Annotated in this window: 12 protein-coding genes and 1 tRNA gene; 7 read left to right on the top strand and 6 right to left on the bottom strand. The window is 43.9% G+C overall.

Annotated elements, in window-relative coordinates; genetic code table 11:
• Positions 1-246 precede the first annotated feature (246 nt).
• From AC07NP_RS12635 to AC07NP_RS12620, 4 genes are all read left to right on the top strand, one after another.
• On the top strand, positions 247-954 hold the full coding sequence (locus AC07NP_RS12635; RefSeq protein WP_494660685.1) for a DUF554 domain-containing protein: 708 nt from the start codon (positions 247-249) through the stop codon (positions 952-954).
• 105 nt (positions 955-1,059) lie between these two features.
• Positions 1,060-1,135: transfer RNA gene (locus AC07NP_RS12630), tRNA-Phe, on the top strand.
• 403 nt (positions 1,136-1,538) lie between these two features.
• On the top strand, positions 1,539-2,348 hold the full coding sequence (locus AC07NP_RS12625; protein WP_494660684.1) for a RexA family antiphage protein: 810 nt from the start codon (positions 1,539-1,541) through the stop codon (positions 2,346-2,348).
• Positions 2,349-2,359: 11 nt separating this feature from the next.
• Positions 2,360-2,797 carry a hypothetical protein gene (locus AC07NP_RS12620; protein WP_494660683.1) on the top strand — a complete coding sequence of 146 codons (438 nt, stop codon included), beginning with the start codon at positions 2,360-2,362 and terminating at the stop codon, positions 2,795-2,797.
• Between the two features lie 243 nt (positions 2,798-3,040).
• On the opposite strand, the gene AC07NP_RS12615 is transcribed toward AC07NP_RS12620, so the two are convergent.
• The 3 genes from AC07NP_RS12615 to AC07NP_RS12605 all read right to left on the bottom strand — a co-directional run bounded on the left by AC07NP_RS12615 (position 3,041) and on the right by AC07NP_RS12605 (position 5,456).
• A complete protein-coding gene (locus tag AC07NP_RS12615) occupies positions 3,041-3,682 on the bottom strand; it encodes a hypothetical protein (RefSeq protein WP_494660682.1) in 642 nt (213 codons plus the stop codon).
• Positions 3,683-4,131: 449 nt separating this feature from the next.
• Positions 4,132-4,533, bottom strand: coding sequence for a hypothetical protein (locus tag AC07NP_RS12610; RefSeq protein WP_494660681.1), 402 nt, complete (start codon positions 4,531-4,533; stop codon positions 4,132-4,134).
• On the bottom strand, positions 4,530-5,456 hold the full coding sequence (locus AC07NP_RS12605; protein WP_494660680.1) for a ParA family protein: 927 nt from the start codon (positions 5,454-5,456) through the stop codon (positions 4,530-4,532). The genes AC07NP_RS12610 and AC07NP_RS12605 overlap by 4 nt, the downstream gene beginning before the upstream one ends.
• A 463-nt stretch (positions 5,457-5,919) precedes the next feature.
• Between AC07NP_RS12605 and AC07NP_RS12600 the strand changes: the two genes are divergently transcribed.
• Positions 5,920-7,107, top strand: a complete 1,188-nt coding sequence (locus tag AC07NP_RS12600; protein ID WP_494660679.1) for a tyrosine-type recombinase/integrase — start codon at positions 5,920-5,922, stop codon at positions 7,105-7,107.
• A gap of 49 nt (positions 7,108-7,156) precedes the next feature.
• Here the strand turns inward: AC07NP_RS12600 and AC07NP_RS12595 are convergent, their stop codons facing one another.
• From AC07NP_RS12595 to AC07NP_RS12585, 3 genes are all read right to left on the bottom strand, one after another.
• A complete protein-coding gene (locus tag AC07NP_RS12595; protein ID WP_494660678.1) occupies positions 7,157-7,507 on the bottom strand; it encodes a hypothetical protein in 351 nt (116 codons plus the stop codon).
• A 75-nt stretch (positions 7,508-7,582) separates the two neighbouring features.
• A complete protein-coding gene (locus tag AC07NP_RS12590; RefSeq protein ID WP_494660677.1) occupies positions 7,583-9,502 on the bottom strand; it encodes a DUF927 domain-containing protein in 1,920 nt (639 codons plus the stop codon).
• Between the two features lie 58 nt (positions 9,503-9,560).
• Complete coding sequence (locus tag AC07NP_RS12585; RefSeq protein ID WP_494660676.1) at positions 9,561-11,000, bottom strand: site-specific integrase; 1,440 nt, start codon at positions 10,998-11,000, stop codon at positions 9,561-9,563.
• 494 nt (positions 11,001-11,494) lie between these two features.
• On the opposite strand from AC07NP_RS12585, the gene AC07NP_RS12580 reads away from it, so the two are divergent.
• Both AC07NP_RS12580 and AC07NP_RS12575 read left to right on the top strand, forming a co-directional pair.
• On the top strand, positions 11,495-11,848 hold the full coding sequence (locus AC07NP_RS12580; protein WP_494660675.1) for a hypothetical protein: 354 nt from the start codon (positions 11,495-11,497) through the stop codon (positions 11,846-11,848).
• Positions 11,841-12,305 (top strand): hypothetical protein, encoded by a 465-nt coding sequence (locus AC07NP_RS12575; RefSeq protein WP_494660674.1) that lies wholly within the window; start codon positions 11,841-11,843, stop codon positions 12,303-12,305. The genes AC07NP_RS12580 and AC07NP_RS12575 overlap by 8 nt, the downstream gene beginning before the upstream one ends.
• Positions 12,306-12,346: the final 41 nt, after the last annotated feature.

Raw genomic sequence — 12,346 nt, 5'->3', positions numbered from 1 at the left:
GAATGTCGGGAGGTCACAGGAAAGGGCAAGCTTCGCGCGAGATGGCGATGTTGAAGGTGATGTGAGGGGAATACAATCATCCCAGGCAACCCCATTCAGACAGGAGAAAATTCGCGCAATCATGGCACCTTTCCCCAGGGGCTGCAAGATAAAATCCGTATGCATTCACTTTGCTAAGAAACTGCCATTAAACGCGATTATCAGAGCATAATAATGCAATCTGTCAGTATAGTTATGGGAGCTAATATGGTAATTGGTCCTTTTATTAACGCCAGCGCTGTGTTGATTGGCGGTGTGATCGGTTCACTTCTCAGCCAGCGTTTACCGGAACGTCTTCGCGTCTCAATGACCTCGATATTCGGTCTGGCCTCACTGGGAATCGGTATTTTACTGGTCATCAAGTGCGCCAACCTGCCCGTGATGGTTTTGGCGACCCTTATTGGCGCGCTGATTGGTGAAATCTGTTTTCTGGAAAGAGGCATCAATTCAGCAGTCGCAAAGGCACCGCAACTGTTTAAGAAGCCAGGAAAAACGGCCGTCCACGACACTTTTATCCAGAATTACGTGGCTATCATTGTGCTCTTTTGCGCAAGCGGCACCGGTATTTTCGGCTCGATGCATGAGGGAATGACGGGCGATCCGAGCATTTTAATCGCCAAGTCCTTTCTCGATTTCTTTACCGCGATGATTTTTGCCTGCTCGTTGGGGATCGCGGTTTCCGCCATCTCTGCGCCAATGCTTGTCATTCAGTTAATGCTGGCCGCCAGCGCTGCGTTGCTCCTGCCGCTCACCACCCCCGCGATGATGGCGGATTTTAGCGCAGTGGGCGGATTGCTCCTGCTGGCGACCGGTTTACGTATCTGCGGAATTAAGATGTTTGCCGTGGTGAATATGCTGCCTGCCCTGCTGCTGGCGATGCCATTCTCTGCCGCCTGGACAGCGTTTTTTTCCTGAAGATGTGTGCAATAACAGCAAAGTGGTGATAGATTGTGCAGTCTGCGTTAATTTGAAGAAATTTCGTTGACGAAACGAGGCGGATCGGTTTTAATGCGCCCCGTTGCCCGGATAGCTCAGTCGGTAGAGCAGGGGATTGAAAATCCCCGTGTCCTTGGTTCGATTCCGAGTCCGGGCACCACTATTCATAAGGCCTCGCTGCAAAGCGGGGCTTTTTTCATTTTTGCTTCAGGTAGATATCTGGTAGTGTCAGAGCGTTACATGTTTGATGGATTCTTCATCATTTTTGCCACTGTTTCTTACTTTAAAAGCATTCAACTTCCTCTGTTCTCCCCTTAACCTCTCCACTCTTACGGTCTTTGTACGGTCAACCACACCACATCTCAAACGTCCACGGCCTCGATTTAAAGAGAACCAACACAAAGCAGATATCCAAAATAGCGCTTCAGTGAGACCTTACTGAAGTACATCTTACTCTCACCTCATATAAAGAGAGTCGATATGTGATACATGTTGCCCTGAAGCAAAAAAAGACATATAACATAGTCAAAAAATGGTTCTTAAAATCTGGGCAACTAAAATAAATGAAAACAAACTATTTTACACACAGACTTTTCCCTACTGATGGAACTGTTATCTGCGAGCCGTTGAAAACCAGCTTTGACAATATGATATCCAATAGCAGAAACACGCTAACAATGGATGGTGAATATTATTTAGTTCAACATATAGCTGGTGACGTTTATACATTCATCAAAACAAACAGCAGAGATGTATTTAGAAGGCTAGATACCCGCAGTAACACATTTGCAGATTTATCAAATATATTAGGCGCGAGTGAAAAAATAGCATTTGCATCATTCTTCATTTTAAAGAACGATTTGATTGGATTTAGTAATTCATTGTTTTCACCAAGAGTTAGCAAGTTGGCTTCATTCTATGACTCAAAAATGCTAGCGAGAAATAGTAATCACAATATAAACTTCGCGCCTATAACAAACAATATAACAGAACAAGAAGTATTGACCTACGCTCACGTAGGGAAGATAACAATGAAAATGGATAAGTCCCAAGGTGTATTAAGCGGTTTTTCCTCACTTTTTAATGGTGTTGTAACTTATGATGATGTTGATTCATTTGAAATAAAAATAGTACCAAAAAGATCCAAGGATATAAAAAGTACATTTTCCGAAGTGATGAGAGGGCTTCCTCAATCGATAACATCCATTGCTGTTTCAGCCAAAGAGCATATAGGTGACGTAGCTACAGACCTTAATGTGATAACATCCAATACCGTGTATGATATTGTTGACATTAATAGCAGTACGGATATAGACGTTCAGATGGAAAATAACTACACTAACAATACTATGCTGAGGACTTTGGGATACTGAGGAGTATCGCGATGAAAACGAAACCTTTTGCCGCTGCAATGTTGGTTATTATTTTATGCAATGCAACAGGATTTGCAATTCTGTATCTATCTAAGGAATATTTTTTAAAGTCGGTAAGCTTTATCGGGAATCTTAGTAACTTAGGCTCATCCTTGGTCACATACTCAACAGCTATGATGGCTTTATTGCTAGCAATGGTTGTTGTTATTTTTGGGTTGGATGGAATACGCCTTGCTAATTTTAAGAAAGCAGGTTATCTACATGCCACCTATTTAATATATATGGTGGCATTTTTTGAACTCGGAATTACTATAGCTCTCTCATTACTTTGCATGTCAAATATAAAGAACATAAAGGTAGCATCTTTATCCTTAACATTTACTTTAATTACTTTTCTTTTGATAGCATATTTAGGTCTTCAACTACTAAATATAAAGAGAAATAATTAAATGAATTTCCAGTAAACTACTTTAATTGGACTCATTCTGATCTATTTGGAAGTCGACTTTCTTAAGCAAACAGGTACTAACAGAGTATGGCCTGCTGCCCGGTACTTAACACAAGTCCATTTCTGATCCTGTCCAGGTATGAACAATTCGGCCCAAGAAGACAGGGTGGATAGTTTACAGAAATACACGCATGTCTCCTATTTTCATTAGTGATTAGGCCGACCATCAACTGCATTGTCATGATCAATCAAAGCATTGTGAATCACATGTTCCTTTCTTCTGATACTCATTTACTTGAATCCAGTCACCTTCAGATTCTGATCTATCTGTAGACATAAGCTTTAAAACTCCCGCGTTGTATCTGCCTGAATCGCCTGAATCGCCTGAAAAGGTAATCTGTTTTCCTTCGTAAAATAAGCCATCATAAATGACCTCCTTTTCCCCTCCTGTTTGTGGAATGAGTGTTACAGTTACCCTACCACTTGAACAATTAGCTTCCGTAATGATGTTGTTCTGCCAGTTTTCAAAATTGAGACTAGATGGTGCACTGAATGTCGCTCCTCCTGATTTTCTGCATTCCTCCCCAGGTATAGAGACTCCAGTGCTCTCACTACGGCCGACATTCCCAGCTGATGGTGGGATAAAAAACGTGACCAAAAAATGATAATCATGATGTTCAGGGATAGGGTTAAACGTGCCGTAAATCTTAAACCATACTGAATTAATTACAGGCACAACATTCTCACTAACAATATTCCGATATACTGCCATTACAGCATCACTTGTGCTTGACAGTATCGTTGTCGCGACTAATGCAACCATAAAATAAAGTTTCGCCCTCAATCCCTTTTTGCCAATAATTCTTAGTAAATTCCTATATTCCATCGATATTCTCTAAAAGCACACTAACTTCCCAAGGAGCTTTATTTAACCACATCTGCTTACCTGGCCCCAACATCCCTCACCTCATCATAATGACGTAAAAAAAAGGGGGAAATGGGGGAACTGCTTTTTCCCTTACCTATTGGGGCTTTTCGTAGTTTTTGTTCGGGGTAAACCCCCCGTCTGGTCTAGGGGGAAACTCACTACATCTGAAACCCCCACGGTACTACTGGGGATTCCCCCGTCTCATCCTACGTTAAAAAAACATATGTTTCTCTTTAAATCCATATCAATAAAATCGAGTCCCCGTTTCCCCCATCAGGATGAAACCATTGATATATTTACTCATGTTACAAATAAAAATTAAGTTAGACAAACATTAGAGATGCGAGAAAAATATTGCCATCTGAAATATAATCAAAAAAATATGCCGCTTCTACAGCGGCATTGGGTTATTTTTTGTTCTGGATCGCATCAGACCGAAGTTTGGCCCCTACTGTCGACTCGATAATATTGTCTCTTATCTTCTCTACCTTATCGCTTTTCATCACAGCAACTTCAATGTGACGCGCAAACTTCTCATATTCAGACTTTGCACCTAACTCTCTAGATAATAGCTCGTAACCTTCTTCTCTAGTCTCACATTGATTCAGTAAATCAAGTAGATTGCTATAGCTAGTATCGTCAACCAATCTTACCTTAGTATTAGCACTATTTTTCTTTTTAACTACTTTTATAGTAAACTGATACTCTCCTGAAATAACCTTTTCCAGCTCCACATCATTAAGTTCGAGAACAGCATCTTGTAACTCTCGAAACAGCGAAGTTAATGTTTTAGTTTTACTCACTTTCATTCTCCAACCTTTTCAAGAAACTCATCCACAAACGCTTCAATCTCGTCAACAATAGATGAATGCGTAGCGTTTGAGTACGCATTCAATGCTACCGGAACCCCATCTCTAGGTGCATCAGCGAAGATAGTTTTATTTTCTCTAAAAATAGTATTGAACACAGGAACATGCAGACGTTTAGTCTGTGCAATATACTGCCGCTGTGCAGCAATAGGCTGTTCAGAATGAATTTGGATCATAGTAAAGACGACACCAAGCACCTCTGGTGAAACTCTTCCATAATCTTGGTCCTTGTCCGCATAGAAATTATAATCTGTAACTAAAGATTCAACACTTCTTTTTAGATAATCGATTCCTAGCGTTGATAAATAATCTGGTTTAGCAGGTATTAAAATCTTATCCGATGCAATCAATGCATTCTTTGTAACAATATTAAAATTAGGAGGGCAATCAATTAGCACTATATCATAGCTCATTTCCTCAGCTAATAGCTGAAGTTCTTCCCTGAGTTTACCATGGACCTTGAGATATTTTTTTTGAGTTTGACTTGGACTCGCCCCACCGAGAAGGGTTGCAAGTTCAAGATCGACATTAATTAACCCAAGATGCGACGAGATCAGGTCTAAACATCCTCCGTTGCTTCTAAGTCGGCTATTGACGTCTTCAGGCCTTATTCTAAGAGTTGAAAGTGGCATTGTCTGCTCGCCTTGACTAATGCAATCAAACCAATTCTTAATAGTTCTTTCCGTTTTGAGGTTCTTATCCCAAAAATCAGGCGTTAAAAAGGAAAAGGTAAGGCTTGCCTGGGCATCCATATCCAAAACCAAAACATTCTTCCCTCTGAATGCTAATTCAGCAGCTAAGTTAGATGTGACAGTTGTTTTACCAACTCCACCTTTATAGTTTATTACTGAAACAATTTGCATTGTAATCATTGTCCTTATGAATTGTTGTTACATTTTACTGTGCAGTACCAAAATACATACTATTATCACCTACTCAAGGTCTTTTAACTAAAAACGCGAACTGTATCTTCACCATACTTCTTTGTGTTTTAGTGTGGGTGTTGAACTCTCCCTGGTGTTGCATCCTTAGTAGCTAGCCAGTAGCAGTTCACATAGCTCATGCAACAACGAAAGCTATTATCTGCACGTAATGGCCCTTGACTCACGCACATATTATTTCTGTGACCCTCTCCCCTATTACATCTCTCCCTCCCGGACCAGAACCAGACCGTAAGGCCTTTTTGCTCTGCTTATCATCACGACTTCTTTGAGGTCCAGCACTACCATTACCGTCACCATGGTATCAGCCTGATACCGCCATCAAAAACGTTGTGCCGGGGATGAGTCAACCCTGACGTACTTAACACCAATCACAGGAGGTAATATGTCCAGTCCGAAACGCTTCCGTTTTACCAGTCAGCTCATTAAATCCCTTCCTCCTAACTCATCAGATTCACGCAGTACCGATGCTGAATACAGCGACACCGAGATTTCTGGCCTGAAATGTCTGGTCAGCAAAGGAGAAGGACGTAAAAAGTTTTTGCTCCGCTACCTCTACCATGGAAGAAAACGTGCCATCGCTATTGGCCACTGGCCTGAGGTGGATGTCACCTTAGCCCGTAAGATTGCCGTGGAACATAAACGCTCACTTGCCACCGGAACTGACCCTAAGCAGGAACGCGAAAACAAGAGACAAGAGATGACATTTGATGAACTCTTTAACCAGCATTATCTGGCTTGGGCAAAGTCTGCTAAACGTAGCTGGGGAAAGGATTTCCAGCGCTACCGGGATCATATCCGTCCCGCCATTGGTCAGATGCTGCTTAGCGATATCACACCTGCCAGCATTCTCCGCCTCCAGCAGACGTTAAGCACTTCATTATCAGCAGCAACCTGTAATCGTGTCATCGTACTGATTAAAGCGGTGTTTACCTGGGCCGGAAGGCAAAGCATCATCTCTGTCCATCCGGCAAGAGTGGTACAGCTTCTCAGGGAGAACAACGCCCGACAGCGCTATTTCACCGAGGATGAAATTCGTCGTATTTTTCTCTCCGCCGATAACGATACCAGCCCCGTCGCTGCCCGCTATGTCAAACTGCTGTTACTGACCGGCCTTCGTCGTGATGAGCTGCGTCTGGCAAAGTGGGAACATCTTGACCCGGTAAAACGCACCCTGTGGCTCCCGGAAACCAAGAATGGCTATGGACGGATTGTTCATCTTAACTCACTGGCAATAGACGTAATCAGAACGCTGCCAACGCAGCGGGGAAATCCGTGGTTGTTTATCGGTAAAAAACCGGGAATGCCGCTGAATAATCCGGTCAAAGCCTTTCAGCGTATCGTGCGTCGGGCGGGAATTTTCGACAACGAAGTGTGTATTCATACCTGCCGCCATTCGGTTGCCGCTCTCATCGTGTCCTACGGCGGTACATTGTATGACGTTCAGGCCCAACTGGGACATCGCAGCAGTCAGTCATCGCAGCGGTATGCGCATCTTCATCCTCAGCGTTTACAGAACACCAGTCAGCTTCTGGCTGAGCGAATCACAGCTCAGTTACCTTCCTTGCTATAACAGAAAAGCAGAGGCATATGCCCCTGCTTTTTTTTTGTTCAGCAATCAATCAGAATGGTATGTATTCATAAGCGGTCTCATCCTCATTACTTCTGGCAAGATAACGGGCTTTATTGCGAGCCTGATCGATTGATAGTGTTGGAAATTCGCCAAGATAATCATAACGAACGTTACCTTTGAAAATATAACTGGCAAAGAAACGAATATTTTCATTCCGGTTAATCATTGCTTTTAATTCAGGATACTCACTGTCTGTCACTTCCCTGCAGATATTATAGAAATTGCATTTAGCCTGCGTCATGATAAGACCATAAAGCGTAAATGGTGGGCGAATAGTTTCACAGCCTGTAATAGCACTAGGAAAAGTGTGAGTCTCATTTAATTCGCAGAATTCAGTCATGGGGTTCCCCTTCTGTTAATTTATTCAGAATAATAAGTTTAAAGATAAGTTAGTTAACTACATTCAGATAATGCTTTAAGCAAAATTCAAATCAGCACTGATAAACTCCCTCTTAATATGGTAGTAACACTTCATACCAGTAAGAGGACGCTTTTTGTAATGCCCTTTACTTTCTACCCGCAGAAGTTTTCGGCATGCCAGCTCCTTAGAGACTTCTCGAGCGTTTAATGAATGTTTCTGGCACCACTCTTCAAATACAGGAGCGAAGATTAAAAAATCCTCATTAATATGGTGGATATATCCCCAGTGGTTTCCGGGTTTACGGCTCTCACGATCTTTCAGGCCGATGAAATGTGCCCCTTCCCTTTTTACAAGGTCACGCTGAATATCAATCAATGCTTGCTGGACCGGGTTATATTGCACAGAGGTATCACTCAGCCAACGAACAACTATTTCCCAGACGGCGGTCGCAATTCGTTCCGGAGAGTAAGGCAAGATACCCAGTTCCTGCGCCAACAGACCTACAGCCATTACGAAAGAAAAACGTCGAAGCGCACGGAGTTGAACATCTGTCAGGAGATACCCTTCATCAATCAGCTCAGCCAGAAGCAGGCCTTCACATTCTGATACCTTAGCTTTAATGGATTCATGTAACCATTGATAACTCACGGGAAGCCCCTCTTCATCAGTCTGAGAAAGCAGGCTACGGAGAAAAGCGGGTCCAGCCGTCCCACAGAAGTGCTCAAGTCCCGACTTAAGTTTGTCAGCATGCTGACGAATAATTTCCGCCCCCTCTCCAGGGGCTCCGGCATCTTTCGGGAAAATCTGGAGATTGATAACCCGATGCTCATGACCGCCCTGCAGGTTTTGTTTTTTTTCTCGCAGCTTATGGGAAAATGATATCTCGCCGGAAGACACAAAGAACGAGTTCCACCTTAACGGTTCGCGCATCTCCTGCGTTTTATCCATACGAATTTTTGAGACACCGGATGTCAGGTTATAGATCAGGGAGGAAAGCTCTTTTCCGGAAAATGCTCCTAATTCATCAAGACATACCACGGTACCGGATTGTAAAGCAGCATGACTCTCGATACCGTTGCTTGTGGCATTCCACCGGGCAATGAGCGACGGGCCGTTACTTCCGGCATCTCCTCCATACCCGTGACACGATGCACTCAGTTGCAGCAGGATTGTTTTTCCTGTCGTGGAAAGACCATAGAAATGGAATATAGCAATATCCTGCCCGGCAAGCCCAAGCAAAGGGGATGCAAGAGAGAGCATGATGGCAAAAATTTGATAATCACCTTTTGCATGTTCAGCAATAAGTTCCTGCCACTGATCTAGCTCTCCGTATTCCTTAATCCCTTCGGGGATACGCTTTACAGAAGCCGGGATAATATTTTCAAATCCGTCAAGGTCACAGAAAATAGCGGTTTTTCCGTGCAAAAAAGCGGCTTTCTTATCGATCATCCCCATAGATGGCGTCACCAGATAACACGGTAATGTCATATCCATGCACTTGAGAATGAATCTAATCAGTTCATTTTTACGAACAGGATCAATCGCAACGCCTCTGTGAGCGAGAGAGGCCATTACCCGATCAATATCGGCATACAGTTCATCCATTTTGATACGAATAGAAATAATCTTTCCAGCCTGATTCCTTGCAACAAGCAACAGCTGCATATCAGACTGACTATCAGCAGAAAAGCATTTCGCATAAGGAAATACAGGTGTAAATGTAAACGGTACCGGGGCCTTACCTGAGAGTGAATAAAGCGCTTCTGCACTGGCTCCATAACCCTCCGGCAATCCCTCACGGAATACCATTTCTTTGATAAAGGAAAGATCAATATCTTTATGTTGTGAAGCTTTTCTCAGCAGCTTCTTTACATCTGACCTGTCGGTTTTCTCACGATGCATATTTGACATAATTTTCGCGAGTGGTGAAAGCCCAGGCGGTAGCGTTGATAATGTTTTAGTTTCAATTGTCATTAATTCTGTCCTGTAAAATATATAACGGTATAAGCCATGTCCTGCTCTATGAATGTTTTCATTGAGTCATTTTTACAAGGTTCAAATCTGCCATCGCCCGGTTAACGGCTTCGTGGTAACGCGCCGGTGATGAGTGCAAGTAAAGTGACGTTACTTTGATCGTGCTGTGACCCAGTAAGTCTTTGACGGTGTGAATGTCGGCCCCGCTCTCAATGAGCTTTGTCGCAAAGGTATGACGCATCTCATGGATGGTGAACGGTGGAATACTCGCAGCCTCACAAAGTTGTTTTTGCAGGCGACGTGGCTCAGAAACCGGATTGTCGGTCCCCTTGCCCGGAAATACCCAGCCTTCATCACCCAGATGCTGACGCTGTTCTGTCAGAAGAACGAAAGCCTTATCACATACCGGTACACGGCGGAGTTTGCCGTTTTTGGTATGGCGAAGGGTGATAACCTTGCGGCTCCAGTCCACATCCTCAAGGCGAAGATGACGAGTTTCCCCCAGACGCAGCCCCGTCAGGGCAAGGAACATGAGCAGAGCAAGGGCTTCATGATCGGGTTTACCATTACGCCAGCACTCACACACTTCCATCCAGCACTGAAGCTGGGAATCATCCATGGCGCGGCGATCTGACGTCACTTCAGGCAGCGCTTTGATATAAAGCGCCGGGGAGCGGTTGGTGTATCCCATGCGTATAGCCCAGGTAAACACCGCTTTAATGAGCGCCAGATGGCGGTTGCGGGTGGCTGGCTTGAGATCGAGAGCATACAGATAGCTCAGAATGTCCGCCTCCGTCATACCTGCCAGCTTTTTGTCACCGAGAAGAGGGCGCAGGTATTTACGGATCTTAGAAAGGTCGGTATTAGCTGAACGCTTAACGCCCGTGCTAAGTACGCATTTCACATACTGTTCCACAAGTTCATTAAACGTTATTTTGCTGTGCGTAAGAAAACGCTCACCATAAGTCTCAACGGCAGCCTTAAGCTCCTGAATTATTTTAAAGGCATGTTCTCTTGCATCTTTAATTGAAATTTCCGGGTAGTTTCCTACGGCAACGTAGATATTCCTTCCACGAATACTTTTTCGGACAATAAATTTAATGCGACCTGATGGATAGAATATTGCCTTAAGTCCGGTTAACTTCTTATCGCTGGTCTCGATTGTTTGTGCAACTTGTACTGCACGGATTTTATATTCATCAAAAAGGGCTTTAGTAAAAACACCCCCAGTATTTTTAGGTGCAACCTCTGAATATTCTACAGCATTAGATACTCCAGAGTCGGAATACCCCTGAGCTTCCACATCTACATTGAAGGAATTTTTATGAGCAGCAGTGATGCCCTTTTCATCCAGCATTTGCGTTATTTTATTTAAAGGGTTATTAACATCCATAATATGTACATGGTCCTCTGAAATTTCAGATGATAATGAGTAAGTTAATATGTCGGCCAACAATGGAATAAGCTTATTTATTCGTGACATCACTTTCAAGCCCATGGAAAACCAGCTCTTATATGCCCATTGACATTTAATACTCAAGTCAGAAAGACCATGATGATTCAGCAGGAGTACTCCTGCTCAGGGAAAAGGGAAAATAGCGTTAAACCCTATAAAAAATTGTGTTCCGGATGCGTCGCCCAAAGTAGGTCAACTTTTGAGGCTCTGAAATAAGAAAATGGTAATAGACCTCACCGATTTTCGCCTAAAAAACGACCTAATAAGGCATTTAAAATTAATACTATTTAAATCAATAGATTAAAGTAATGGTTTTGACAATATGCAGCCCAACTTAAGGGTGAATCAACCTTTCCATAATTAAAACCACACTCTATTCATTTTTTATTATTGTGACACTCATCACATTTAACACCTGCGGGTGCTTTGATTTTGTACATTCACAAAGCTCACCCACACCAACGACTATGAACGTAAAAAACCTCTTTTTATGCACATATTATTTCCATGTAAATCAATTCATTATGGAGATAATCATGTTTAAACTCACGACCCTCGCCAGTCTTCCCCTTCTCAACTTGCCCGCCTCCGCACTGGCGGCCCTCAGCAATGAAATCCTCGGCCCCGTCGATGATATCGACCTCTTTACCGCTTTCTGGAACGAAACGGGAACCCTGCTCTGGCATCTCAACCACGATGACACGCTCCCCGAAGACCCGCTGCTGGCAGTCGCACTGGCTAACCCGGAATACGTCACCGCGCTTGATGATGGCTGGTATCTCCTGCTCGGTATCGTCTGCGATAACGGTCAGGGTATCTATCTGGTGTTCCCGGACACAACCGTTATCAATGAGCTACATAATCTGATTGAGGCGCTGAGCCATGAGTAAGAAAAAAATCGCTACCGAAGCCGCCGTCACCGAAAGCTATACCGTGTTCTATAGTGGTGAAGCCGAGAAAATCAGCCCCCACAGCAAGGGACTGCTGACGTATGAGCTGGGTAAAGAGGGTGAAACCGGAAGCCTTGCCCTGCGCTTAACCGCCAATGGCGAAGGGGGCCTGTTCTCCCGTGAATGGATAGCGCTTGATGCGATTCACGCCATTCTTGAACAGCAGCAGGACAGCTTTCCGTCCCGTGTATTCCGTCCGCTGTTTGGTCAGGGCAGTACCAACAATGCCGGGTTTCTTGCCGCTGTACTGAGAAGCCCGGATATCTGTCTTATCGAGGCGGACAGCAGCAGGCTCTTTATGCACCGTTGTTATGCCGACTGGCAGCATCGTATGACGCAGCTTGCTACGCTCAGCCAGGACTGTGATCCTACCCACGTAATGTGGACACGGCCCTAAGCGAGGTTCTGGTTTTCAAACTGTTCCGGGCTGAGTCCGCC

It is taken from the genome of Citrobacter sp. GW821-FHT07H02 (genome assembly GCF_059418505.1).
Note: the sequence above shows the minus strand (reverse complement) of the source record. Positions and strands in the feature narration are given on the sequence as shown.